Origin of the sequence: Pyramidobacter sp. YE332 (assembly GCF_033060595.1) — a bacterium.
In the GTDB taxonomy this organism is placed as follows: domain Bacteria; phylum Synergistota; class Synergistia; order Synergistales; family Dethiosulfovibrionaceae; genus Pyramidobacter.
This window is the reverse complement of record NZ_CP133038.1, coordinates 2,429,703-2,453,353: the sequence shown is the minus strand read 5'-3', so window position 1 is coordinate 2,453,353 and position 23,651 is coordinate 2,429,703. Positions and strand designations below refer to the sequence as shown.

General features: G+C 60.1%; 22 protein-coding genes. 9 read left to right on the top strand and 13 right to left on the bottom strand.

Annotation, left to right across the window (positions count from 1 at the left end):
• Positions 1-2: 2 nt before the first annotated feature.
• On the bottom strand, positions 3-296 hold the full coding sequence (locus RAH42_RS11565) for a DUF4491 family protein (protein WP_317539567.1): 294 nt from the start codon (positions 294-296) through the stop codon (positions 3-5).
• A 103-nt stretch (positions 297-399) separates the two neighbouring features.
• Here RAH42_RS11565 and RAH42_RS11560 point away from each other — a divergent pair, with 103 nt between their 5' ends.
• Positions 400-1,509, top strand: coding sequence for an alanine racemase (locus RAH42_RS11560; protein WP_317539566.1), 1,110 nt, complete (start codon positions 400-402; stop codon positions 1,507-1,509).
• A 202-nt stretch (positions 1,510-1,711) separates the two neighbouring features.
• Here the strand turns inward: RAH42_RS11560 and RAH42_RS11555 are convergent, their stop codons facing one another.
• The 3 genes from RAH42_RS11555 to feoB all read right to left on the bottom strand — a co-directional run bounded on the left by RAH42_RS11555 (position 1,712) and on the right by feoB (position 5,011).
• Complete coding sequence (locus tag RAH42_RS11555) at positions 1,712-2,425, bottom strand: dihydrofolate reductase family protein (protein WP_078015051.1); 714 nt, start codon at positions 2,423-2,425, stop codon at positions 1,712-1,714.
• Between the two features lie 82 nt (positions 2,426-2,507).
• The gene (locus RAH42_RS11550; RefSeq protein WP_143521659.1) at positions 2,508-2,654 is read right to left on the bottom strand and encodes a FeoB-associated Cys-rich membrane protein; all 147 of its coding nucleotides are present in this window, start codon (positions 2,652-2,654) and stop codon (positions 2,508-2,510) included.
• On the bottom strand, positions 2,654-5,011 hold the full coding sequence (gene feoB / locus RAH42_RS11545) for a ferrous iron transport protein B (protein WP_078015052.1): 2,358 nt from the start codon (positions 5,009-5,011) through the stop codon (positions 2,654-2,656). Before feoB ends, RAH42_RS11550 begins: the two co-directional genes overlap by 1 nt.
• A 368-nt stretch (positions 5,012-5,379) precedes the next feature.
• On the opposite strand from feoB, the gene RAH42_RS11540 reads away from it, so the two are divergent.
• The gene (locus RAH42_RS11540; protein WP_078015053.1) at positions 5,380-6,171 is read left to right on the top strand and encodes a M15 family metallopeptidase; all 792 of its coding nucleotides are present in this window, start codon (positions 5,380-5,382) and stop codon (positions 6,169-6,171) included.
• A gap of 180 nt (positions 6,172-6,351) precedes the next feature.
• Here RAH42_RS11540 and RAH42_RS11535 read toward each other — a convergent pair whose 3' ends face one another.
• From RAH42_RS11535 to RAH42_RS11520, 4 genes are all read right to left on the bottom strand, one after another.
• A complete protein-coding gene (locus RAH42_RS11535) occupies positions 6,352-7,857 on the bottom strand; it encodes an IMP dehydrogenase (RefSeq protein WP_317539565.1) in 1,506 nt (501 codons plus the stop codon).
• A gap of 256 nt (positions 7,858-8,113) precedes the next feature.
• Positions 8,114-9,277: an ISAs1 family transposase gene (locus RAH42_RS11530; RefSeq protein ID WP_317539564.1), complete on the bottom strand. Its 1,164-nt coding sequence runs from the start codon at positions 9,275-9,277 to the stop codon at positions 8,114-8,116.
• A gap of 365 nt (positions 9,278-9,642) precedes the next feature.
• On the bottom strand, positions 9,643-10,590 hold the full coding sequence (locus tag RAH42_RS11525) for a Sir2 silent information regulator family NAD-dependent deacetylase (RefSeq protein WP_317539563.1): 948 nt from the start codon (positions 10,588-10,590) through the stop codon (positions 9,643-9,645).
• Complete coding sequence (locus RAH42_RS11520; RefSeq protein ID WP_317539562.1) at positions 10,535-11,314, bottom strand: protein-ADP-ribose hydrolase; 780 nt, start codon at positions 11,312-11,314, stop codon at positions 10,535-10,537. Before RAH42_RS11520 ends, RAH42_RS11525 begins: the two co-directional genes overlap by 56 nt.
• 409 nt (positions 11,315-11,723) lie before the next feature.
• On the opposite strand from RAH42_RS11520, the gene RAH42_RS11515 reads away from it, so the two are divergent.
• The 4 genes from RAH42_RS11515 to RAH42_RS11500 all read left to right on the top strand — a co-directional run bounded on the left by RAH42_RS11515 (position 11,724) and on the right by RAH42_RS11500 (position 16,650).
• Positions 11,724-12,398, top strand: coding sequence for a class I SAM-dependent methyltransferase (locus RAH42_RS11515; RefSeq protein WP_078015056.1), 675 nt, complete (start codon positions 11,724-11,726; stop codon positions 12,396-12,398).
• 80 nt (positions 12,399-12,478) lie between these two features.
• Positions 12,479-13,657: a DUF819 family protein gene (locus RAH42_RS11510; protein WP_317539561.1), complete on the top strand. Its 1,179-nt coding sequence runs from the start codon at positions 12,479-12,481 to the stop codon at positions 13,655-13,657.
• Positions 13,658-13,724: 67 nt separating this feature from the next.
• Positions 13,725-15,116, top strand: a complete 1,392-nt coding sequence (locus RAH42_RS11505) for a transglutaminase-like domain-containing protein (RefSeq protein WP_317539560.1) — start codon at positions 13,725-13,727, stop codon at positions 15,114-15,116.
• Positions 15,117-15,246: 130 nt separating this feature from the next.
• Positions 15,247-16,650, top strand: coding sequence for an SH3 domain-containing protein (locus tag RAH42_RS11500; protein WP_317539559.1), 1,404 nt, complete (start codon positions 15,247-15,249; stop codon positions 16,648-16,650).
• Positions 16,651-16,725: 75 nt separating this feature from the next.
• Here RAH42_RS11500 and RAH42_RS11495 read toward each other — a convergent pair whose 3' ends face one another.
• Positions 16,726-17,130, bottom strand: a complete 405-nt coding sequence (locus tag RAH42_RS11495) for a GNAT family N-acetyltransferase (protein ID WP_317539558.1) — start codon at positions 17,128-17,130, stop codon at positions 16,726-16,728.
• A gap of 411 nt (positions 17,131-17,541) precedes the next feature.
• Between RAH42_RS11495 and RAH42_RS11490 the strand changes: the two genes are divergently transcribed.
• Positions 17,542-17,673 (top strand): hypothetical protein, encoded by a 132-nt coding sequence (locus tag RAH42_RS11490; RefSeq protein ID WP_317539557.1) that lies wholly within the window; start codon positions 17,542-17,544, stop codon positions 17,671-17,673.
• A 270-nt stretch (positions 17,674-17,943) separates the two neighbouring features.
• Here RAH42_RS11490 and RAH42_RS11485 read toward each other — a convergent pair whose 3' ends face one another.
• A complete protein-coding gene (locus tag RAH42_RS11485; RefSeq protein ID WP_317540263.1) occupies positions 17,944-18,747 on the bottom strand; it encodes an IS30 family transposase in 804 nt (267 codons plus the stop codon).
• A gap of 890 nt (positions 18,748-19,637) precedes the next feature.
• On the opposite strand from RAH42_RS11485, the gene RAH42_RS11480 reads away from it, so the two are divergent.
• Positions 19,638-19,925, top strand: a complete 288-nt coding sequence (locus RAH42_RS11480; protein WP_009163915.1) for a helix-turn-helix transcriptional regulator — start codon at positions 19,638-19,640, stop codon at positions 19,923-19,925.
• Positions 19,926-20,017: 92 nt separating this feature from the next.
• Here the strand turns inward: RAH42_RS11480 and RAH42_RS11475 are convergent, their stop codons facing one another.
• The 3 genes from RAH42_RS11475 to RAH42_RS11465 are packed head-to-tail and all read right to left on the bottom strand — an operon-like array spanning position 20,018 to position 22,677.
• Positions 20,018-20,812, bottom strand: a complete 795-nt coding sequence (locus tag RAH42_RS11475) for an ATP-binding cassette domain-containing protein (RefSeq protein WP_120371687.1) — start codon at positions 20,810-20,812, stop codon at positions 20,018-20,020.
• Complete coding sequence (locus RAH42_RS11470) at positions 20,806-21,720, bottom strand: ABC transporter permease (RefSeq protein WP_317539556.1); 915 nt, start codon at positions 21,718-21,720, stop codon at positions 20,806-20,808. The genes RAH42_RS11475 and RAH42_RS11470 overlap by 7 nt, the downstream gene beginning before the upstream one ends.
• Before the next feature lie 21 nt (positions 21,721-21,741).
• Positions 21,742-22,677 carry an ABC transporter substrate-binding protein gene (locus RAH42_RS11465; RefSeq protein WP_317539555.1) on the bottom strand — a complete coding sequence of 312 codons (936 nt, stop codon included), beginning with the start codon at positions 22,675-22,677 and terminating at the stop codon, positions 21,742-21,744.
• 534 nt (positions 22,678-23,211) lie between these two features.
• On the opposite strand from RAH42_RS11465, the gene RAH42_RS11460 reads away from it, so the two are divergent.
• The gene (locus RAH42_RS11460; protein WP_120371690.1) at positions 23,212-23,640 is read left to right on the top strand and encodes an Rrf2 family transcriptional regulator; all 429 of its coding nucleotides are present in this window, start codon (positions 23,212-23,214) and stop codon (positions 23,638-23,640) included.
• Positions 23,641-23,651: the final 11 nt, after the last annotated feature.

Genomic DNA, 23,651 nt, shown 5'->3' with positions numbered 1-23,651 from the left:
TTTCAGTCATAGCGACGGCGGGGATTGCGCGGATATTTGCCGTCGCGGACGCGTCGCGCCTGTTCCTTGATCTCGGCGATGGCCCAGAGGTTGACGGCCCCCGTAAAAGCGGCCAGATAACAGCCCGTGCCGCTGAGAAACAGCGAAGCTCCGATCAGCGCCGCGCCGGCGAGTAGAAACAGCGGCCAGACGCGCTCGGAAAACCAGTATTCGCCCCAGATCACCACGGGATAATAGGCTCCCATGATGAACAGCGAGGCGGCGCCCAGCGCCGGGCCGGCCAAGTTCAGTTCCATGCCGCGTGCCTCCGTGGATTTTCGGCGCTTGAAAAACGCCGGAATTTTTTGTAGATTATGTGCGGAAACGTCATTATTGTATCACCCCAAGGAGGAGAAAAACGTGAAAATCGCCGCACTCGATACGCCGTCGCTGCTGATTGATCGCGAGATCATGCGGGACAACATGCGGTTCATGCTTGATTACGCCGCCTGCCACGGCGTCAGGCTGCGCCCGCACACAAAAACGCACAAGATGCCCGCCGTGGCGCGCCTGCAGGTGGAAATGGGCGCGAGCGGCATCGCCGTGGCCAAAGTCGGCGAAGCCGAAGCCATGGCCGCCGCGGGGCTGGACGATATCTTCATCGCCAACGAAATCGTCGGCGCGCGGAAATGGGAGCGCATCCGCGCCCTGGCGCAGCGCGGCGTGAAAGTCGGCTTCGGCGTCGACAGTCCCGAGACGCTGCCCGGCATCCAAAAAGTTTTCGCCGGCGCCGACCGTCCCGCCGAAGTGCTGATCGAGATCGAAGTGGGCGAGGGACGCTCGGGCGTCGTCGAGGAAAGCGATTTCGCCGCTTTGCTGGAGGAGATCCGCCGCTATCCTGCGGTGCGGTTCAAGGGGATCTTTTCGCACGACGGCAACAGTTATGGCGCCAAAGACCGCGAGGAACTGATCCGTATCGCCGTCGGCGCGCAGGAGCGCACGCTGCGCTTCGCCCGCCTCGCCGCGGCGGCCGGCATGCCCTGCGAGACCGTCAGTTACGGGGCCACGCCGACTTTTATGAACGAAGTGCCGATCCTCGGCGGCATCACCGAACTGCGCCCCGGCACGTTCATCTTCATGGACGCCTCGCAGGGGCACGCCATCGGCACGCTGGCGCGCTGCGCCGCCACCGTGCTGGCGACCGTGATCAGCCGCCCCACGGCGGAGCGCGTCATTCTCGACGTCGGCGCCAAGGGACTGACCATGCAGCGCCGCAGCGAAGGCGTCTGCGCCACGCCGGGACACGGCACGCTGCTCGAGCATCCCGGCGTGCACATCGACAAAGTCTTCGACGAACACGCCATCGTCAACGACGCGGCGTTCCGCGAAAAGGTGCGCGTCGGCGACCGCGTGCGCGTCATCCCCGTGCACATTTGTCCTGTGTGCAATCTGTATGAATATGCCTACCTGGTCAGCGGCGACGAGGTGATCGACCGTCTGCCCGTGAGCGCGCGCGGCAAACTGCAATAGAAGCGGAGCGGCGGAGCCGTTCTTCGGCAGAAGTCTTTTTGGAAACGGCAAAAATGAAGAGGCGCTGATGCGCGTCAGAGTCTGGATCGAAGACTGTTTCTTGAGGATAATGTTCCACGTGGAACAATGAAAACATTCGCCGGTCGATGAGTCGAATCTCATCGACCGGCGAACGCTTTTTCGTCTTTTGGAAAGTCTCCGTTTATTTGCTCCAGCGGATCAGCAGGCCGTCGCAGGGGAGTTTCTGCACGTCCTTGAGATGGTAATATTGCGGGAATCCCGTCAGGTCGTCCGTGCCGGCCATGGTCAGGGCGCCGCGCGTGCCGTCCACGGCGGGAGCGACGACGATGCTGATCTCGTCGGCGAGCCCGCGGCGGATGAACTCGCCGTTGATCTGCGAACCGCCGCCGATGACGAACGTTTCGACGCCGCAGAGCGACTTGATCTTTTGCAAAAACAGTTCGAGGTCGAGATCGTCTTTGCCGGCGACGATGTAGGGCATCTGCAGATCGTTCAGATAGGCGAGGAACTCGGGCGCGCATTTTTCGGTGATCACCTCGACGATGGGCATGCGGCGCCCGGCGTAGTCCATGACGTTGCTCGGCCACCTCAGCTTACCCCAACGGTCGAAGGCGACGCAGATGATCGTGCCCTCGGGATAGCGGTACGCCGTGTCCTCGTACGTCACCGGCACGCCTTTGTACTTGGAAAGGTCGACTTCAGTCTTGGAAAGATCGACTTCAAGCCCGCTCTGGCAGGTCGTGCGTCCCAGCCCGTAAGCCTGGCCGTAGCTGAGCAGCAGGCGGTCGTATTCATCGCCGACCTTGTCGTAGTCGGCGCTCGGCTCGAACTCGACGTCGATCTTGCCGTCGATGGTCGTCATCATGTGGCAGATCACTTTTGCCCGGTCTTTCATCAATAACAGCTCCTTTGCCGAAGATGTTCAAACCTGAAGCGGTTCGATTATAGCCGATACCTTGCCGCCGAAGGATGTTTTTTTATCGCTCCGGCCGTTTTTTGTCCTGCGGCCGGCAGCCGTCGCAACCGCGGCAGCTGCCGCAATCGCCGGAACGCCGCCGGGTTCGCAGGGCAAGGAAGACGGCGGCGCCGATAACGCCGAGCGTCAGCCAGCTGGCGGCGTTCATCACGCCCACCCCAGCAGCGCGCCGGCCAGCCTGACGGCGTAAGCGCACAGCCACGCCGCGGCGCACTGGCCGACGACGATGCCGGCTGCCCAGCGTCCGCCCAGTTCGCGCCTGATCGCGGCGACGGCGGCCACGCAGGGCGTATAAAGCAGGCAGAACACCAGCAGCGCCGCGGCCGAGAGCGGCGAGATCAGCGCCAGCAGACGCTCCGTGCTGCCGAGCATGACCGTCAGCGTGGCGACGACGCTCTCCTTGGCGATGAAGCCCGTCACCAGCGCCGCGGACACGCGCCAGTCGCCGAAGCCCAGCGGCGCGAACAGCGGCGCGACGAAGCCGGAGACGGAGGCGAGCATGCTGTCCTGCGAATCGGCGACCGCGTTCAGATGAAAGTCGAACGTTTGCAGGAACCAGATCGCGATCGTGGCCATGAAGATGATCGTGAAAGCGCGCTGCAGGAAGTCCTTCGCTTTGTCCCACATCAGCCGCAGCACGTTCTTCAGAGCGGGCAGGCGGTAGTTGGGCAGCTCCAGCACGAAGGGCACCGCCTCGCCCTTGAAGACCGTGTTCTTGCTCAGCAGAGCGGCGAGGACGGCGATGACGATGCCGAGCGCGTACAGCCCGATCATGATCAGGCCGCTGTGCCGCGGGAAGAACGCCGCCGTGAAGAAACCGTAGATCGGCAGCTTGGCCGAACAGCTCATGAACGGCGTCAGCATGACGGTCATGCGCCGGTCGCGCTCCGACGGCAGCGTGCGGCTGGCCATGACGGCCGGCACCGTGCAGCCGAAGCCGATCAGCATCGGCACGATGCTGCGTCCCGACAGGCCGATGCGGCGCAGCAGATGATCCATGACAAACGCCACGCGCGCCATGTAACCGCTGTCCTCCAGCATGGACAGGAAGAAAAACAGCACGACGATGATCGGCACGAAACTGACGACGCTGCCCACGCCGCCGAAAACGCCGTCGACCACCAGCGAGCGAACGGCCGGATTGACATCCAGCGACGCCAGCAGCGCTGAGACCTCTGCGGTCAGCGCGCCGATGCCCTGTTCGAGAAAGTCCTGCAGCCAGGCGCCGACGACGTTGAACGTCAGCCAGAACACGGTGCCCATGATGGCGGCGAAAGCGGGAATGGCCGTGAAGCGCCCGGTCAGAAGGCGGTCGATGCGGCGGCTGCGCTCGCGCTCTTTGCTCTGCCGCGGCTTCACGACCGTGCGCCGGCAGAGCTTGCGGATAAAGTCAAAGCGCATGTCGGCGATGGCGGCGGCGCGGTCGAGGCCGCGCTCCCGTTCCATCTGCGCGACGATGCGCTCGAGCATCTCCTTCTCGTTCTCCGTCAGATGCAGCGCTTCCAGCACGAACCGGTCGCCTTCGATCAGCTTGCTGGCGGCGAAACGCACGGGGAGGCCCGCGTCGCGGGCGTGATCCTCGATCAGATGCATAATGCCGTGGATGCAGCGGTGCACGGCGCCGCCGTCTTCGTTGCGGTCGCAGAAGTCCTGACGGCCGGGGCGCTCCTGATACTTCGCCACGTGCACGGCGTGATCCACCAGTTCGCGGAGTCCCTCGCCTTTGGACGCCGAGATCGGCACCACGGGAATGCCCAATTCCGCCTCGAGTTCGTTGATACGGATCGAACCGCCGTTGCCGCGCACCTCGTCCATCATGTTCAGCGCCAGCACCATGGGCACGTTCAGCTCCAGCAGCTGCATGGTCAGATACAGACTGCGTTCGATGCTGGTGGCGTCGACGATATTGATGATGCCGGCGGGGTGTTCGTCAAGGATAAAGCGGCGCGAGACGATCTCTTCGCTGGAATAGGGGGAGAGCGAGTAAATGCCCGGCAGATCCGTGACCCGCGTGCCAGGATGCCCTTTGATCACGCCGTCCTTGCGGTCGACCGTGACGCCGGGAAAATTGCCCACGTGCTGGTTGGCTCCCGTGAGCCGGTTGAACAGCGTCGTCTTGCCGCTGTTCTGGTTGCCGGCCAACGCAAAAGTCAGCGCTGCGCCCTCGGACAGCGGGTGTTCGTCGGCCTTCGCGTGATAGCGTCCGCCTTCGCCAAGGCCGGGGTGCTCCGGCTCTTTGCGGCCGGGCGCGGGCGTTTCGCCGCCGTTCCGTTCCGCTTCGGTCAGCCCGCGGATCTGGATCCGCGCCGCGTCGGCGAGACGAAGCGTGAGCTCGTAATCGTGGATCATCAGTTCCATTGGGTCGCCCATGGGCGCGAACTGGGTGACGCTCACCCGCGCGCCGGGAATAACCCCCATGTCGAGAAAATGCTGGCGCAGCGCCCCCGCGCCGCCCACGGAAACGACGACCGCCGACTGGCCGATTTTCAGTTCGTCCAAGGTCATGAAAGATTCCCCCTGCCCCCTATTAAAGAAAAATCCCCTCACGGCGTTCGATCCTTTCGAGGGGATTCCGTTTGCCGCTTATTATATGGTATCGGCAACGATTTACAAGGGCGGAGGGCGGACGTCCAACGGCGGCGAAAAAAATGATCGGACGGCGTTCGCAGGGGAGGGGAGACGCGAGGACGCGGACGGAATTCCCTCAGTCTGCGGACGGTTCTGCCGTCGTGAATATAAAGTCAGGAATAATCAATCTCTTTATTCTCATTTTGTGATGTTTCTCCGGCCGTCCGACGCGGCTTTCCGGCCGCGGTATAATAAAGCTCGGCGCCGTGATACGGCGCCGAGCGAGGAAAGGAAGGCGATACACCATGAACATGAAAAGACGCGCCGTCGCGCTGTGCTGCATCGTGCTGCTGGCGTTCGTCCCGGGATGTCCGGCGGCCGCCGAACCGTCGCGGGACGCTTCCGGCTTTGTGCTGGTGGCCGAGGCCGTTCCCGACGTGATCCAGGAGATCCGCTACGCCACGACCTTCAACTTCGTGGGGCGCCGCATCGACGGCTACGAGCAGCCCTGCGCGCTGCTCACCCGCGAGGCCGCCGAGGCGCTGAAAAACGTCAGCGACGACCTGATCCGTCAAGGTTACCGGCTCAAGATCTACGACGCTTACCGCCCCCAGCGCGCCGTCGACCATTTCGTGCGCTGGGCTCGGGACGCCGGAGACGACTCGATGAAGCCTTGGTTCTATCCGGCGCTGGACAAGAGCCAGATCTTCGAAAAAGGCTACGTCAGCGCCCGATCCGCGCACTGCCGCGGCAGCACCGTCGACGTGACGCTGTTCGAGATGAGCTCCGGGCGCGATGCCGATATGGGCAGCCCGTTCGACTTCTTCGGCGAGATCTCGCGCTTCGACGGCACGCCGGCGCTGACGAAGCGGCAGCGCGCCAACCGCCGCCTGCTGCGCGACGCCATGACGAAGCGCGGCTTCCGCGCCATTTCCGGCGAGTGGTGGCACTTCACGCTGAAAGACGAACCCTGCCCGACGACCGCCTTCGACTTCCCCGTCAGCGCCGAAAGCCTGCGCGGCGGATCAGCGTCGGACGCGTCGGCGGGGGAGCGCGATGAAAACGTGAAGGAGCCGGAAGAAATCCCCGAAAAATGAAAACGAGCCGCCGTGCGGGAATTTTAAGATCCCGCGCGGCGGCTTGCCGTTTCATTGTCATACTGATTCTTGATGAAAGTATCAGCATAGTTTTTGTGAATTTCGTCCGCAGCGCCTCTGTATTCGGCATTTTAATTGAGAAATTGTATGAGTCGTTTGCGCGGGCGTTTTCCGTTGAAGCTATTTTTCCGTGGCGGTCTTCTCCTTGCGGATCACGTCGTGCGCGCCGCCTTCGACGATGCTGGTGGCGCTGACGAGGGTGAGCTTGGCTTTTTTCTGGAGCTCGGCGATGGTGACGGCGCCGCAGTTGCACATCGTGGACTTGATCTTCAGGCAGGTGCGCTCCACGTTCTCCTTGAGCGGGCCGGCGTAGGGCACGTAGCTGTCCACGCCTTCCTCGAAGGAGAGCTTGCCGGCGCCGCCGAGGTCGTAGCGCTGCCAGTTGCGGGCGCGGTTGGAGCCTTCGCCCCAGTATTCCTTGACGAAGGTGCCGCCGACGAGCAGTTTTTCCGAGGGACTTTCGTCGAAGCGGGCGAAGTAGCGGCCGAGCATGACGAAGTCGGCGCCCATGGCGAGGGCGAGCGTGATGTGGTGGTCGTAGACGATGCCGCCGTCGGAGCAGACGGGGATGTAGACGCCGGTCTTGCGGTAATATTCGTCGCGGGCCTGACAGACTTCGATGACGGACGTGGCCTGGCCGCGGCCGATGCCCTTGGTCTCGCGGGTGATGCAGATGGAGCCGCCGCCGATGCCGACTTTGACGAAATCGGCGCCGCACTCGGCGAGGAAGAGGAAGCCTTCTCGGTCGACGACGTTGCCGGCGCCGACCTTGACGGTGTCGCCGTACTCTTTGCGGATCCATTCCAGCGTCAGTTTCTGCCACTCGGAAAAACCTTCGGACGAGTCGATGCAGAGCACGTCGGCTCCGGCCTTGACCAGCGCCGGCACGCGCTCCTTGTAGTCGCGGGAGTTGATGCCCGCGCCGACGACGTAGCGCTTGTGGTCGTCGAGCAGTTCGTTGGGGTTCTCCTTGTGCTCGGAGTAGTCCTTGCGGAACACGAAGGCGGTGAGGCGGCCGTCCTTGGCGACGATGGGCAGCGAGTTGAGTTTTTTGTCCCAGATGATGTCGTTGGCCTCGCTCAGCGAGGTGCCGTCGGGGGCGGTGATGAGGCGGGCGAGAGGGGTCATGAAGCCGGACACTTTGTCGGCGGGGTCCATGCGGCTGACGCGGTAATCGCGGCTGGAAACGATGCCCACGAGTTTGCCGTTGGCGGTGCCGTCGTCGGTGACGGCGACGGTGGAATGTCCGGTCTTCTCTTTCAGGGCGAGGATGTCGGCCAGCGTGGCGTCGGGGCGGATATTGGAGTCGCTGGGGACGAAGCCGGCTTTGTGGCTTTTGACTTTGGCGACCATGGCGGCTTCGCTCTCGATGGACTGCGAGCCGTAGATGAAGGACACGCCGCCGGCTTTGGCGAGGGCGATGCCCATGGTGTCGTTGGAAACGGACTGCATGATGGCGGAGACCATGGGGATGGAGAGCTTGATGGCGGGAGATTCGCCCTTTTTGAACTTGACCAGCGGGGTGTGCAGCGAGACGTTTTCCGGCCGGCATTCGCTGGACGAGTAGCCGGGGATCAGAAGATATTCGTTGAAAGTATGCGCCGGTTCGTTGATGTAGGTTGCCATTCTAAACCTCCTGAAAGATGGGAATTCGCTCGCCGGGTGTTCCCGTGCCGAGTGGAAATTATGCCGCAGTATAAACGCATCGGTATTTTTTTGCAACCGCCGTTTTCAAAAAAAACGGGACGCCGTCGCGACGAAAACCGACCGGCCCCGGGGCCGCGAAAATTCTGCTGCGCGGCCCCGGGCGAAAGGACTTTGCTTATTTTTTACATTCTACCAGAAATATGCAAGTTGAGCGCGCTCGGGCCAGGGCAATCGCTTACGAAATAAGCAAGCCCGTCGGCACCAGCCCCAGGATCTGCAGAGCCGTAGGAATGCCAAGCCCGCAGAGCTTGCGCTTGCTCCTCATCCCGCATTTGCATGTTTCACAGGTCTTCAGCATCTGCAAAGCGAGTTTTCGCAGAATGTTCATCACTTCCGCCGCGTTCTTCGCTCTCGCACGGCAGTCATCCTCCCTGAAGGCCATGTCTAGCATCCAGTGTAAGTTGTTCTCGATCGCCCAGTGCTCTCTCTTGATGCGCAGAAGGTCTTGCGCCCGGGCTCCTTTCAGGCTGTAGATGAAGTAATGGTCTTCAGTGCTGGTCTTGTTATCGACGTTCCGGGTGTTGTGGATCCAGGCGACGCCCGTGATGCCTCGCCAGTCTTCAAGTCCTTCGAACCAGCTCAGGTCGTTGGAAAGGTAACATTCTCTTCTCTCGATGCGCCCATGATCCTTCTCCAGGGTGCTGGCATACTGTCCTTTGGCTTTGAGTTCTCTTGTGCTTGTGTCCTGCGCTTCGCTGCGCAGGTGCCAGATGATGTCGTCGTGCAGTTTCTTCTGATTGCCTTTGACGGCGAGGACGTAATCTCCGCCCTTTTCGATGATCTTGGCGGCGATGTCCTTCTGCGTCCCCATGGCGTCGATGGTGACGACGGTGTCTTTGACCTGAAAGAGATCCAGCAGTTCGGGGATGGCCGTGATCTCGTTGCTCTTCTCGTCGGTCTTGATCTGACCGAGGACCAGCTGCGCCCGACTGGCAAAAGCGGTGAGCACGTGACTGGCTTTCCGTTCGGAACTGCCGCTGCGGCATATGGTCTTGCCGTCGATGGCGACGGTCATGCCTCTTGACTCCGCCAACTTGCCCAGGTGGACGTACAGCTCGCTCATCCAGGCGTTGAAGCGTTCGGACAACACGCGGGGATCGAGGCGGCTCAACACCTTGCCAAAGGTATCGTGAGAAGGGGTGCCGTGGCGGAAGTCGCAGAACGGCGCCAGATATTTCTTCTGATGATCGGCAAACATGGCCATTTCCGTATAGGTATCCATGTTGCAGATCACGGCCAGCACGCTGACCAGAAGGATATCCTGGAGCCGATAGTGGATCGCGTTGCCTGTGCGGAAATCTTCAATTTCTGCCAGCAGTTCCAGAAATGTCTGGTTCATTTTCGTGCCTCCTGTCGGTGTTTTGGGGCGTTTTCGGTGTTTCTTTGTATTCTACCGCAGGGAGGCTTTCTTGGGATGAACTTACTTTTCTGCGTTGCGGCTTTCTTCTTCTCGTGAGCTTAATGGCAATTTCCTCGAGTGGATTTTCGTAAGCGATTGCCCTGCGCTCGGGCGGCATTTTTTGAAGGGGCCCGGACCACGGGACAGGATCCGCCGCGGAACGCGGGGAAAACAAGGCGAAGACACGCAAAAAGCCTGACGGTCGCTCGATCGCCAGGCTTTTTGCGTATGGAATGTTCCACGTGGAACAATGCCAATTATATGCTTTTTTTTCGTGTCTCCGTGGTGGCTTTTTGTCCTGCCTTTCAGGCTCCACGCAGCGCTTCGAGCGTGGCGCCGATGTCGGCGGTCACGGCGATGGAGCGGGCGCGGATCTCCTCAGGGACGCTTTGCGGCCGCTCGTTGACGAGCGCGTACACGGCGTCGGGGTTCCGGAGCGTGCGGATCTGGAACGGGTACTTGATGATGCCCGGCGTGTTGGAGCCGACGCCGAGTTCGAGATAAAGCACTTTTCCCGTTTTGTGTTTTTTCAGGAATTCCTCGTAGCGTCGCGCCGCCGCGTGCCAGCCTTCGTCCTCGACGAACGCGTCGTCGGAGCGCAGGTTCATGGTCATCGGCTTGCCGCATTTCGGGCAGAGCGGGATCAGCTTCGAAGGCACGCGCATTTTCGGCTTTTCATGCAAAGGCGGTTCGAGCCGGCCGTCGGCGTCGATGGCGAAGCCCTGCGCCAGCACCATTTGCCGCACCGTTTCCCTATTGTCGTAGGTGAGTTGGTGGCACGGTATGGAGCATTGCCAGAGGCCGTAATCGCCCTGCGTGTAAAACAGGCGCTCCTTGTCGAAGCGCGCTTTCTGGAAGCAGTGATCGACGTTGGTGGTGACGACGAAATAATCCTTGCCGCGCAGCAGCGCGCGCAGATGGCGGTACGTCGGCCGGGGCGCGTCCATGTAGCGATTGACGTAGATGCAGCGGCTCCAGAACGCCCACTGCTCTTCGAGCGTCTCGTAACGGTAAAAACCGCCTGAATACATGTCGGAAAAACCGCAGCGCGCCGCAAAGTCGCCGAAGTATTTGCGGAACCGCTCGCCCTCGTAGTCGAAGCCCGCCGCCGTGGAAAGCCCCGCGCCCGCGCCGAGCACGACCGTCGGGCATTCGCGCAGCGCCGAGCGCAGCTTTTGGATTTCCTCACGGGAAACTTCAGCGGGCGCCGAGGAGACGGGAATATATTTTTCGATCCAGTTCTTTAAAGACATCGAAGACGACCTCCATCCCTTTGTGCTCGGCAAGAAAGCCTTTGACCGCGGCGACGGCGATGGCCGCCGCTTCCTCGTTGGGGAAGCGGAACTCGCCGGTGGAGACGCAGCAGAACGCGATCGAGCGCAGGTTCCTTTCCGCCGCCAGCGCCAGACAGGAGCGGTAGCACGACGCCAGCAGCCTGCGGTCCTCGTCCGTGACCGTGCCGCCGACGACCGGCCCGACGGTGTGAATCACGAAGCGGCAGGGCAGATTGTACGCGCCGGTGATCCGCGCGCGTCCCGGCGGCTCGCTGCCGCCCAGCCGCTCCATAAGCGCCGCGCATTCGTTCCGCAGCTGCACGCCCGCCGCCGAATGGATGGCGTTGTCGATGCAGCCGTGACAAGGGACGAAACAGCCCAGCAGCGAGCCGTTGGCGGCGTTGACGATGGCGTCGGCGGCCAGCCGTGTGATGTCGCCCTGCCACAGGAAGATCCCCGGCTCGGCGGGGGAGAGCGACGCGATCGTGACCACGCCTTTCAGCCGCGTCTCCTCCTGCAGATATTCGTCTTGGATCCGCAGAAATTCCTCGGCAACGGGGGCCGGCTGACGCACGTTCATCAGCGCGCGCAGCAGACGTTTCCGTTCCTCGGGCGCGGCGGGGATTTTTACGTCGGCATATTGCGACGGTTTTTCGGCGAGCAGCTTTTCGATGAGCCATAGGCAGCGTTCCGACTGGTTCATGACGGCACCTTCCTTTCCATTTGTACGAATCATATGTCCATTGTAGCGCCGCCGCGTTCTTTTGTCCGAAAACGGCGCTCGAAAAAGTGTCAGGGGACTGACTTTGTCTGATGAATTGCCGCCGTGCCGCCGAAAAAGAAGCGGCCGTTCGTTCCCGACGGCGCTATTTTAACCGCAGGACGTTTCCGAGCGGAAGAAGGCACAATACAGTGTCCGGGTCACCTCTTGGTAACGGAGGCTTCCGCGCCGGGCGTCGCGTTTTTGTTTATTGCGCTCTTGCCTTTGAAAAGATATAATCATTGAAGCCATGGCAAGCGGACAAAACCCCGCGGCGCGGAGCCGCCTCGCGCGTCCCCGGCGTGAAGTGGAACGGATGATCGCATGGGGAGGATCTGGAAAGGGAGGACCGATGAAAAAGAATTACTATGCCGAGAACCTCAATTCTCAGAAACTGTATCAGGTATATGAGACCTCTCTCCCGCGGATAAAGCAATATCTTGAAGCGGAGATCGAGTTTGTCAGAACGCGGCTGTCCGGGCGCGAGCGCGTTCTGGAGCTCGGCGCCGGGTATGGGCGAATTGTAAAAGAGCTTGCTCCTTGCTGCGCCTCTATCGTCGGTATGGATATCTCGGAAGAGAACGTCAAATTGGGAAAACGGTACGTGAAGGATTTCCCCAATGCGGACATGGTGGTGATGGACGTACACGACATGAGTTTCGACCGTCAGTTCGACGTCGTGCTCTGTTTGCAGAACGGCCTTTCCGCGATGAGAGCCGACGATAGGGTCATTAAGGATATCATCGGTTTGCTGGCTCCCGGAGGCGCGGCCTATTTCAGCAGCTACAGCGCGAAGTTCTGGGATTTCCGCCTGAAATGGTTTGAGGAGCAGGCTTCCAAAGGACTGCTGGGAGCGATCGATCCCGAAAGGACGAAAGACGGCGTTATCGTTTGCGCGGACGGATTCAAAGCGGTGACTCACACGCCCGATGATTTTGAGAGGATCGGAGCGGCTTCCGGCTTCCCCTATCAGGTGACGGAAGTGGACGATTCCAGCGTTTTTCTGATAATTCACAAGACGTCATAAAACTGCGGTGGCGGAAGCGGGCGTCTTTGTTTTGCCGTCGTCTATGACATGAGATTTTTATTTAATAAGGGGGAAGAAAAATGTTGATTACCAGCGGATTTACCTATGTGGCGTTCCTCGTGTTCTTCGCCGGACTGCTCGTGTGGTGCCAGAAAGCGACCAACTGGAAAATCTTCGATTTCGTGCCGCCGATCGTCATGGTCTATCTGTTCAACATGCTCTTCTGCACGGTCGGCCTGTGGGACATGAAGGCCACGGCGCCGGCCTACTCGGCGGTGAAGAACAATCTGCTGTACGGCATGATCTTCGTGATGCTGCTGCGCTGCGACATCCGCAAGATGGTCAAGATCGGGCCGCGCATGCTGGCGATCTTCTTCTGCTGCGCCTTTACGATCATGGCCGGCTTTGTGGCGGCGTACGTGATGTTCAAGAGCAGGATCGGTGCCGAATCCTGGCGCGCCATGGGCGCTCTGTGCGCCTCGTGGATCGGCGGCTCGGCCAACATGGCGGCGCTGCAGGGCGCGCTGGAGGTGCCGGAGGGCGATTACGCCTGCGCGCTGATCGTCGACACGATCTATTACTCGGTCTGGATCGCGCTGCTGCTGATGGCGGTGCCGCTCGAGAAGGCGTGGAACCGTTTCTGCAACGCGCGCACGGTGACGTTCGAAGAGGCGGAAGACGCTCAGAAGGCCGCCGAGGAAGGCACGGCGAAGATGAGCGGCGCCACGCTCACCATCCTGCTCGGCCTGTCGCTGATGGTTTCGGCGCTGTCGCAGGTGGCGGGCAAGTACGTGGCCGGCCTGATGCCCGGCATGCTCAAGGATGTGTTCAACGGCTCCACCTGCACGATGCTGATCGTCACGGCGTTCGGCCTGCTCGCGGCGCTGTCGCCGATCGGGCGCATCGCCGGCGCCGACGCGCTGTCGACGATGTACCTTTACGCCGTCATCTCGCTGCTGGCTTCCCGCGCCGGACTGAACGAACTGCTCGACGCGCCGATGTGGCTGATGGCCGGGCTGTTCGTGTTCATCGTCCACATCGTCGCCATGGTGATCTTCTCGAAGCTGTTCCACTTCGACCTGTGCATGGTCTCCACGGCGTCGCTGGCCAACATCGGCGGCGCGGCCTCGGCCCCGATCGTGGCGGCAGCCTACAATCCCGGCTATACCGCTATCGGCGTGGTCATGGGCGTGATCGGCGCCGCGGCGGGCAACATTCTCGGCTTTGCGGCCGCGTATCTGATGAAAATGTTCGCGTGATAACAGCGAAAAACGGCGCAGCCCCGTCCCCGCGGCGGGGCTGTTTTTGACGGAACGGAGGATCTGAATGGAACTGAACGGAAATTTTCGCGCGCTTCACGCCGGCCTGCCGGAGGATGTTCGGCGCATGAAGGAACACGGGGATTTCGAAGGCGCTCTGGCGGCGATCGAGCGGCGTCTGGCTTGCGGGAACATGCCGGCGGAGATGCGGTACGCCCTGACGGCGCAGGCGGAGATGATCCGCCGCCTGCCGGGGAACTTCCCTTACCGCCGCGACGAGGCGCTGGAGTTGGTGCGGGCGCATATCGCCGATTTCGGCGCTGACGAGTTCGATGAGATGGTCCGCGACGGGCGCGTCGAATGGATCTACGTGAACGGCGAACCGCGCTATTTCGGGCGTTTTTTCGAGACGCTCTGTAAGGTGGACGCGCGTTTTGCCGCGCGGGCGGGCGTCGTCCCCGCCGGAACCGAGCCGCCGGACGAAAACGGCGAGTCGCGGCTCGACCGCGCTGCGCGCCTGATGCGCGAGAAGGGGAGCATGGCGGTGCGCTTTCGCTGCCGCGCTTCGCTGCGCGTCAAAGACGAGCTGTTCCGCCCCGGCATGAAGGTGAGCGCGGCGCTGCCATTGCCCTGCGCCTGTCCTTCCCAGAGCGGCGTTGCGATCGACTTGGTCTCGCCGCAGCCGTCGCTGCTCGCGCCGGAGGACGCGCCGCAGCGCGTCGTCGTCTGGAACGAGACGATGGAGTGGAATCACGATTTTTCCGTGGAGTTCTCGTTCACGCGCCGTCAAAACTTTGTCGATCTGTCCCGGCCGCCGCAGCAGCCCCGCGGCGAGGCTCCGCAGCTGGACGACACGGCCGAACTGCCGCCGCACGTGCTCTTTACGCCTTTCATGAAGAGTCTGGCGCGCGAGATCGCCGGCGGCGCCGAAACGGCGCTGGAAAAAGCGCGGCGTTTTTACGATTTCATCACGCTGAACGTGAAGTATCGCTTCATGCCCGATTATTTCTGCCTTGAGGACATCGCCGCCAGCTGTGCCCGCAACCTGACGGGCGACTGCGGCGTGCAGGCGCTGCTGCTGATCGCCCTGTGCCGGGTGTCGGGCATACCGGCGCGCTGGGAAAGCGGCTGGGTGACGCGGCCGAACTTCTGCAGCGGACACGACTGGATGATGTTCTACGCGCCTCCGTTCGGCTGGCTGTACGCCGATCCGTCCTTCGGCGGCGGCGCGGCGCGCGACGGAAACGAGGCGCGGCGGCAGTTTTATTTCGGCCATCTCGACCCGTGGCGCATGGCGGCCAACACGGCCTTTCAGGCGGATTTTCCCGTGCCGTGGGAAGGCTGGCGCTGCGATCCGTACGACAACCAGTCGGGCGAAATGCTCTGCGACGGGCGCGGTCTGCGCTGGTATGAGTTCACGAGCGCGAAAGAGGTCGTTTCCTGCGAGGAGTTGGAGTAACTCTGTTTCTTTGTTAAAAGACCACGCTCAGCAAAATGTGGTAATGCTTTCTATCGAAAATCAGTATAAAATAGATCGCGCGGACTTCATGCTCGTCCGCGCGATCCGTCTTTTAAAGGAGTTTTCGATCATGATGAGATTTGATATGCTTGGCGGCGTTTCGCTGCTGCTGGCTTTGCTGGCTGCGCCGGCGGCGGCGCGCCCGGCGCTGAACCTGACGGGCGAACGCATCGCCGATCTGGACGAACTTTCTCAGGTGCCGTCGTCGTATCTGCGCGGCGCGCTGAACGTGCGCTGGCTTGACGGAAAAAAACAGCACGAACTGGCCGCGGCGGCCATGGCGAAATTTTTTGCGCCGTGGCGCGGCGGCGCCGTGGACGATCCTCTCGTTTCCGGATGGGGCTTCGACGTGCTCGACGCGCCGCGCTGGGGCGAAAATCTGCGGCCGCTGACGGAGGAGAAAAAGATAGCCCTGCGCGGGCAGGCCGCCATGGATCGTTTCCCCTCCATGGACCGCGCCGCCGTCGCTGTCGTCAACACCAGCGCCCGGGCGCTGCCCACGGGACGTCCCGCTCTCGCCGATCCCGCCGCCGCCGGCGAAGGCTTCCCGTTCGATTACATGCAGTGCGGCGCCGTTTGGGCCGGCACGCCGCTGCGCGTGAAACACGCCGACCGCAGCGGCGCTTGGTATCTGTGCGAGTCCGGGCTGTTTTCCGGCTGGATCAGAGCCGCCGACGTGGCGCTGGCGGGGCGTTCGTTCATGGAGAAGTACGACACCGGCCGTTACGGCGTGATCGTGGCCGACGACACGCCGTTGCGCGACGCCAAGGGGCGCACTTTGGCCGTCGTTCACGCGGGCGCGATTTTCCCCGCGGCGGCGGAGCGCGACGGCATGCTGGTGCTGAACGTGCCCGTGCGCACCGCAAGCGGCACGGCAAGGATCGCTCATGCCTGTGCCGCCGCCGGAGCGGCGCAGCGTTGGCCGCTGCCGCTGGACGCCGCCGGCGTCGGCGCTCTGGCCGACCGCTTCATGGGCGTGAATTACGGCTGGGGCGGCCTGTTCGAAGACCGCGACTGCTCGGCCACCATGCACGATCTGTTCCTGCCCTTCGGCATTGGCCTGCCGCACCACAGTTCCTTGCAGGCGAAGTGCGGCGTTTTCGTCGATTTGACCGGAAAGAGCAACGAGGAAAAACTGAAGATCATCCGCGCGCGCGGCGTCCCCTTCCGCACGCTGGTCGGCATGAAAGGGCATGTGGCCCTGTTCGTCGGGCTGTCGCCCCAGGGCGAGCCGGCGATCCTGCACAACCTGTGGGGCGTGCGGCTGGCGTCGGAGGACGATCCCGATCTGAGCGGGCGCATCGTGGTCGGCCGCGTCGTCGTCACCACGCTCCGCCCCGGCGTCGAGCGCCGCGGCATGGTCGCGCCCGGCGGACTGCTCGACCGCGTCACCACGCTGACCTTCCTGCCGGGCTTCGAGCCGGCGGAGAAGGGCTTGGGGGACGATCTTCAAAAAGAAAAACGGCGGCTTTGATCGTTATTTCAAAACCGCCGTGAGGCTGCCGTATTTCGTTCAGGCGCCTAAACCGGCCGCCGCAACGACGGCTCTTTATAGATCCCTTTTCAAGTAAATCATATCGATCAGCTGTCGACCATCTTCATATATGGGGTGGTCATAATTCTCTACAAAGAAATTTTTGACGATGTGTGATCTTACAAATCCGCATCTTTCGTAGAAACGAAGTATCGCAGGAGTGTCGCCTGTCCCTGCGTATAACTCGCCGCCAGGCTCCTTGTAGTGATCAACGATAAAGGCAATGAGCTTTTGCCCATATCCTTTCCGTTGGTATTCAGGAACGGTAACGATATTTTTAAGCTCGTATCTCCCTGCGTGCTCTTGCGTAACGACACAGATCGCCCTTACGTCGTCGTCGCATAAAGCAAACATGTCGCCGCGCTGCAAATATTTTTCTATCATATGGATCTGTTCGTCCGCGATCAGCAGAAGTTCCATATACTTTGTTTTATCGCTATCATCGATTTTTACGATTTTCATGTGCCGTTTTCCCTTTCCGCTTCTCTGCTATCGTTGCAGATCCATTATATCATCTGCACTTTCATGAGAAATCCTCGTCTGGCAAACGTCTTGTATCGCCCGCATCTGATCGAAACCTGCGGCACGGGGCCGATGGAGAGCCGCGGATGTTACGCCGGCTTCACTCCCCCTCCCCCGATCGGGCCGACGCCCCCGCCGCAGCGAAAGGATCCGGCGTCAGTCGATCGTCGTCGTTTTTGAGGCAGCGGCCGCGGCGACGCGTTGGGAACTTCAGAGCGTTTTTGGAATTTCCGCGATTACCGCGGTCGCGACGCTGCGCGCGCAGTGCGAAGCGGCAGGATGACTGCCGCTGACGGAGGAGAATCGGTCGTGCGCGACTTCCTGAAGGAAAAAGAAGCTTTGGAAAATCAAGTCACGCTGAAAGAGATCTGTCGCTTTGGGCTGAAAGTCTTGGCGGTCATCATGCTGTTTATCTTGGGAGTTCAGTCCTTTCTGAAGTGAGGGCTAATGCATTGGGTAAATTTTCAGAGTAAATGCAACCTCGTCAAAGTAAATGCGACGGGGTTGCATTTACTTTAACAGGACAAAAGCAGCAAGCAGTCATTACGAACACATAATAACGATCAAGATTGCGCTAACGGAACAAATTCAAGGGGATGAAAAGCTGTTACGAGGAAATTGTCCGAAAAAAGTGCATACAAAAGTGATCCTCAACTGAAAGCAAAATTTTCAGTTCAGAGTTAATGCAATCAAGAAATTAAAAAGGAGCCGTTATTTACCGGCGAGAAGAGTCCGCTTTAAACAGATATCCTGTGGCGGAATAAGTTCGAGTCCGAGTAAATGCAATACGTCCTCGCCATACAGGTTGATAAAGATCTCTGCAGGAGATTTTCCGTTAAATTTTTTCCTCCCGTATGAGTTTATATGAGACATCATCAGGTTGATATCAGTTTGGGATAAATTGTCGAAAGTTGTTCCCTTGGGAAGGATCCTTCGAATGAGAGTATGATTATTTTCAACCTTCGGTTTTTCCTGCGGTGCTTGTGGATTGCAATAGAACATATATGATTTTCTTTCTCCGTCCGGACCTTTTTCGATAGCCGTCGGATTGGAAAACTCTGTACCGTTGTCAGCAAGAAGGACCTGAAACATGGACTTATAGCGTTTCCTGCCCAGAAGAGTGAAGAGCATTGTAAAAATCTGCTCAACAGATTGAGCAGTATTTTTATCTCTCAAAAAAGCCAGCATAAAGTTGCAGTTTCTTAAGATGACAGTCAGAAGAACTTTTCCTCCTGCGGTGCCAACGACACTGTCGATTTCGGTAATAAGCATGTCCGGATGTTTCTCCGAAAAAGAGAGAAAATCATTGTAGGTACGGCCTTCACGACATTTTTTATCCACCTTCATGTTATTTCTTTTTCCCTTTCTCTTCTTAAAACGGACAGCTCGGGGCAAGTCTATTTTCCGTGCCTCTAAAATACCCGAAAGCAGGAGCCGTCTGGCGGTACTTTCAGAACAGGGAACAGTATCTCGATTATTACGGATAATATGATAGAGAGACTGCCCCTGTTTGATGAGAGGAGAGAAAAAGAATCAATATCTGCAAGCTCGGCATCGGAGATATTGAAGCCTTCACGAGCCTCATGCAAAGTTTTCCCGTAAGAGTCATTTGCAGATTTAGCAGAATAGATCCGTTTTTTTAAAGTGCAGCGGTGACGGCTGGGGCAGCCGTTACAGACATACGGAGGAACCGAAAGCTGCGGGCAGACCTCCTCCTTAAAGTCAGGACACATCGTATTACATCTTGAGCACCGGAAACACAGTGAACGGCATTTCGGAGAGGTGTTACAAAGGGAAGTAACGGAGCAGTCATACCGGTGAAGGCAGCAGTTTGCTGTCCGGCCATAACAGCCTTTGAAGACAGTCTCTGCATGTTTTCTGATCTCTCTGGAGATCGTACTCGGCGACTTCAGAACCGTTGAGGCAATACTTCTGAGAGATTCTCGCCGGTTGAGGGCGCTTTCAATGGCTTTTCTTTCAGCCAGAGTCAAATGTTTGTTCATGATGATGAACTCCTTTCCGAGATCTGTTGTCTCGTAAGAAAGGTCTTTCATCAATTCAGACTAAATGCAAGCTTCTTTTAATTCAGATTTAATGCAACGGGGTACCGGATGTTGCGTTGCATTTACCTTGAAGAATTTCAGGCTAATGCATTGGGATCCGAAAATTGTAAAGCCTATTGACACTATAAGAACGATTCCATATAATAACCAAGAAAATAAGTGTGTGCTCAAATTATTTTGCTGTCAAGGTAGGAATCGTGCGATACGCTCGGAGTCGAGGCGGCGTGGGGGAATTCCTAGTCTTGAAGTACGGGGGAGCCGGGGAGTGTTCGTGTAATGCAGTGTAAAATGTTTCTGTGTAAATAATTTTTTGCCATTTTCGACAGGGGGAGAGATTCCGCGATGAACGATTTCAAAAAGAAACTGGAGAAGAAGCTTCGCGATCCCGAGTACAAAGCGAAGTGGGACGCTTACGATCCCGAGTATCAGGTCATCAAGACTCTGATCGAGGCCCGCCGCAAGAAGAACGTCACGCAGAAGCAGCTTGCCGAGATGACGGGCATCACGCAGCCCGACATCAGCCGTCTCGAGAACGGGCGCGGCAATCCGTCGCTACGGACGCTCAACAATCTTGCCAAGGGGCTGGGCATGGCGCTCAAGGTAGAATTTGTCGACGTCAAAAAGAAATAGCCGCTTTTTTGCCGGTTCATAAGGCGGCAAAAGAAATCCGCCGGACGCTCCGTTTTTTTGGAGGCGTCCGGCGGATTCCTTTGCGTTTGATTTCAGCTGAGCAGCATGCGGTCGTTGTCCAGATTCTTCTGCACCGCCTCTTTGAAGCGGTCCAGAAGCGCGGGCACGGTCATGCGGGCGCGCTCCTCGCCGCGCAGATCGAAGAGGATGCGCCCGTTGTCCATCATGATCGTGCGCGAGCCGAGCGCCAGCGCCGAACTGATATTGTGCGTGATCATCATGCAGGTCAGCTTGTTTTCGGCGACGATGCTCTTCGTCAGCGCCAGCACCTTCTCCGCCGTGGCCGGGTCGAGCGCCGCCGTGTGTTCGTCGAGCATCAGCAGCTTCGGCGTCACCAGCGTCGCCATCAGCAGCGTCAATGCCTGGCGTTGGCCGCCCGAGAGCGTGCCGACGCGCGCGTTCATGCGATTTTCCAGCCCCAGACCGAGCGTGGCGACGCGGTCGCGCAGATATTTTTTCTCGCGCGCCGACAGGCCGAACGGCGAGACGTGCTCGTCGTTGCGGATGAAGGCCAGCGAAAGGTTTTCCTCCACCGACATCGACGGCGCCGTTCCCTGCATCGGATCCTGAAACAGACGGCCGATGAAATGGGCGCGCCGGTAATCCTTCATGAACGTGACGTCCTGCCCGTCGAGCATGATGCGGCCGCTGTCCACGTAAAAAGCGCCGCTGACGGCGTTGATGATCGTCGATTTGCCGGCGCCGTTGGAGCCGATGACGGTCACGAACTCGCCGCGGTCGAGATGCAGCGAGAAGTCCTCCAGCACCTTCTTCTCGCCGGCCGTGCCGGGGTCGAAGGTCTTGCTGATCCTGTCGAGCGTCAGCATCGGCGGTTCGCCTTCTTCCGCAGCGCGAACTTCACGCGCGACACCAGCACCGGCCAGGAGATGGCCGCCGCCACGATCAGCGCCGAGAGCAGCTTGAGGTCGTTGGCCGACACCGACGAGGAAATGGCGCCGGCGATGATGAGCCAGTACACGGCGCCGCCCAGCAGCGCCGCAAAAACGCCGCGGCGCACCGACGGCCAGCGCATGGCGCCGGTGAGCACCTCGCCGATGATCAGCGAAGCGAGGCCGATGACGACCATGCCCGTGCCCATGGTGATGTCGCAGAACTGCTGGTATTGGGCGATCAGCGCGCCGGACAGGGCCGGCATGGCGTTGCCCAGGCACAGGCCGACGGTGATCGTGTACTGCGGATTGATGGACGAGGCGCTGACCATGCGCGGATTGTCGCCGGTGGCGCGGATCGAAAGTCCCAGCCGCGTGCGCAGAAAGAACACGAGCAGAAGTCCCACGATTACGGCTGCGCCCGCGGCGATCAGCAGGCGCGCCCAAGGCTGAACGGCGCGCGGCAGGACGGATTTCAGCAGAGAAAATACGGTGTCCAGACGCAGCAGCGTCAGATTGGCGCGGCCGCCCATGACGCGCAGGTTGACCGAGTAAAGCGCCGTCATCGTGACGATGCCGGCGAGGATCGACTGGATCTTCAGCTTCGTCTGCAAAAAAGCCGAGACCAGTCCGGCTCCCGCGCCGGCCAGCACGGCGCAGAACAGCGCCCAAAACGGGTGTCCCGCCGCCGTCAGCGCCGCCGAGACGGCCGCCCCCAACGTGTAGCTGCCGTCGACAGTCATGTCGGCGATGTTCAGCGTGCGGAAGGAAAGGTACAGTCCCAGCGCCACAAGGCTGTAGATCAGCCCCTGCTCGACGGCGCCGCGAACGAGAAGAAGACTCATGAAGACAAAAGCCCCGTCAGGCTATTGGGCGTACTTGGACACGTCGACGCCGATCGCGGCGGCCGTTTCCTTGTTGACCACGACGGAGACTTCGTGCAGCACTTCCACGGGCGTGTCGGCGATCTTCGCGCCGTTCAGCACGCGGATGATCATCTGCCCCGCCTGGCGTCCCAGATTCGTGTAATTGATCCCGCTCGTGGCCAGACCGCCGTCGCGCACGAGCGAGTCTACCGCGGCGTAGACGGGGACCTTGTGCTCTATGGCTACCTGCGACAGCAGCGGCATGGCCAGAGCGGTGGTGTTGTCGTCGGGCACGTAAATGGCGTCGACCTTGCCCATCAGCGAGTTGACGGCGGGGACGACCTCGGCGGCGGTGGAGACGATCGCTTCGCGGAAGGCGATGCCGCGCTTCGCCATCTCGGCCTCGGCCTTGCGCGCCGTGTTGGTGGAGTTGGCCTCGGCGGTGTTGTAGACGACGCCGTAGTTCTTCAGGCCGGGCGTGAGCTCTTCGGCGAGGTCAAGCACGTTGCCGGGGTGAATGGCGTCGCTGACGCCGGTGACGTTGCCGTCGGGATGAGCGGGATCCTTTACCAGACCGGCGGCGACAGGGTCGGAGACGGCGGCGAAGATCACGGGGATCGTTTCCGTGGCCGCAGCGGCGCCCTGTGCGGCGGGTGTGGCGATGGGCACGATGACGTTCACTTCGCGGGCGACGAACTTCTGGCAGATGGTGCTGATCAGCGCCGGCGAGTTCTGTCCATTTTGATAGTCGATTTCGACCACGTCGGGGCCGTAGCCGGCCGCGTTCAGTTCGTCGAGGATGGCGAGACGCACTTCGTCGAGCGAAGGATGTTCGACCAACTGGACGATGCCGACGCTGAACTTCGGAGCGGCCAGAGCCGCGGAGGCGCACAAGGCCATCAGGATGCAGGCCGTGAAGAGCTTTTTCATGATCATGACAAAAACCTCTCTTTCGAAAATGATTTTTTCGGGAACGGCAAAATTCACAACGGCCGACGCGTAATGCCGGGGCAGCGCCTTTCCTCCTTTCAAAAAACGAGGCCTGCCCCTGAACGGATACGTTCAAGGACAGGTCTCGAAAAAAGGCCTGCGGTGCCACCTTGATTGCCTTTCGCGAAAAAGGCCGCTCGCGGGATGCCAACACATCCCCGCTCTGTTACGGGAGCTCCCGTCGGGCCCTACTGGGCGATCTCTCGCCGTTGGGGTCCGCCCTCGGCGGTCCATTTGTCCGAGCCGCATTTCTGCCGGGATCTCAGCTGCCCCGGCTCTCTGTGAGCGCGCGCTGCGGTTTTATCTCCGCTTCTTCGGTTTGACGTTGTGAAGTTGTTGGGATTATTTAAGCACGAAATCCGAAAAAAGCAAGTGCTTTTTTACCGTCCGTCGCGGACGGTCGAGTGCGGATTCGTGAGTTGATGTATAATAGCGCTGACATCGAACGGGGTTTTATCGTGGACGAGGGAGAAATATCATATGCTTGTTTCGACGAAGGGGCGCTACGCTCTGCGCGTGCTGATCGATCTGGCCGAGCATCAGACTGGGGATTATGTGCCGCTGCGGGCGATCGCCGAGCGCCAGCAGATTTCCGAAAAATATCTGGAGGCCATTCTCAAGTCGCTGGTGCGCGGCAAGATCCTTACCGGCATGCGCGGCAAAGGCGGCGGCTACAAACTGGCCATTGCGCCGGAGGAGTTGACGGTGGGGCACATCCTGCGGCTGACCGAGCCTGCGCTGGCGACGGTGAGCTGTCTGGCGGAGCACGGCGAAAAGTGCGGCCGCCGCGAAGAATGCCGCACGCTGCCGATGTGGCAGGAACTTGACTCGATGATCCTCGCCTATCTTGACGGGCGCAAGCTGGCTGAGCTGACCAAAAAGGACGGTTCCGGCGCCGGCGGTATTTGAAAAAGCGAAAT

Excerpts from the sequence above, each read along its gene's own strand:
- RAH42_RS11565 (WP_317539567.1), bottom strand. The coding sequence starts at position 296 with ATGGAACTGAACTTGGCCGGCCCGGCGCTGGGCGCCGCCTCGCTGTTC.
- RAH42_RS11460 (WP_120371690.1), top strand. The coding sequence starts at position 23,212 with ATGCTTGTTTCGACGAAGGGGCGCTACGCTCTGCGCGTGCTGATCGAT.
- RAH42_RS11505 (WP_317539560.1), top strand. The coding sequence starts at position 13,725 with ATGGAACTGAACGGAAATTTTCGCGCGCTTCACGCCGGCCTGCCGGAG.
- feoB (WP_078015052.1), bottom strand. The coding sequence starts at position 5,011 with ATGACCTTGGACGAACTGAAAATCGGCCAGTCGGCGGTCGTCGTTTCC.
- RAH42_RS11535 (WP_317539565.1), bottom strand. The coding sequence starts at position 7,857 with ATGGCAACCTACATCAACGAACCGGCGCATACTTTCAACGAATATCTT.
- RAH42_RS11495 (WP_317539558.1), bottom strand. The coding sequence starts at position 17,130 with ATGGAACTTCTGCTGATCGCGGACGAACAGATCCATATGATAGAAAAA.
- RAH42_RS11480 (WP_009163915.1), top strand. The coding sequence starts at position 19,638 with ATGAACGATTTCAAAAAGAAACTGGAGAAGAAGCTTCGCGATCCCGAG.
- RAH42_RS11510 (WP_317539561.1), top strand. The coding sequence starts at position 12,479 with ATGTTGATTACCAGCGGATTTACCTATGTGGCGTTCCTCGTGTTCTTC.
- RAH42_RS11470 (WP_317539556.1), bottom strand. The coding sequence starts at position 21,720 with ATGAGTCTTCTTCTCGTTCGCGGCGCCGTCGAGCAGGGGCTGATCTAC.
- RAH42_RS11525 (WP_317539563.1), bottom strand. The coding sequence starts at position 10,590 with ATGTCTTTAAAGAACTGGATCGAAAAATATATTCCCGTCTCCTCGGCG.
- RAH42_RS11520 (WP_317539562.1), bottom strand. The coding sequence starts at position 11,314 with ATGAACCAGTCGGAACGCTGCCTATGGCTCATCGAAAAGCTGCTCGCC.
- RAH42_RS11540 (WP_078015053.1), top strand. The coding sequence starts at position 5,380 with ATGAACATGAAAAGACGCGCCGTCGCGCTGTGCTGCATCGTGCTGCTG.
- RAH42_RS11530 (WP_317539564.1), bottom strand. The coding sequence starts at position 9,277 with ATGAACCAGACATTTCTGGAACTGCTGGCAGAAATTGAAGATTTCCGC.
- RAH42_RS11475 (WP_120371687.1), bottom strand. The coding sequence starts at position 20,812 with ATGCTGACGCTCGACAGGATCAGCAAGACCTTCGACCCCGGCACGGCC.
- RAH42_RS11555 (WP_078015051.1), bottom strand. The coding sequence starts at position 2,425 with ATGAAAGACCGGGCAAAAGTGATCTGCCACATGATGACGACCATCGAC.
- RAH42_RS11500 (WP_317539559.1), top strand. The coding sequence starts at position 15,247 with ATGATGAGATTTGATATGCTTGGCGGCGTTTCGCTGCTGCTGGCTTTG.
- RAH42_RS11515 (WP_078015056.1), top strand. The coding sequence starts at position 11,724 with ATGAAAAAGAATTACTATGCCGAGAACCTCAATTCTCAGAAACTGTAT.
- RAH42_RS11550 (WP_143521659.1), bottom strand. The coding sequence starts at position 2,654 with ATGAACGCCGCCAGCTGGCTGACGCTCGGCGTTATCGGCGCCGCCGTC.
- RAH42_RS11465 (WP_317539555.1), bottom strand. The coding sequence starts at position 22,677 with ATGATCATGAAAAAGCTCTTCACGGCCTGCATCCTGATGGCCTTGTGC.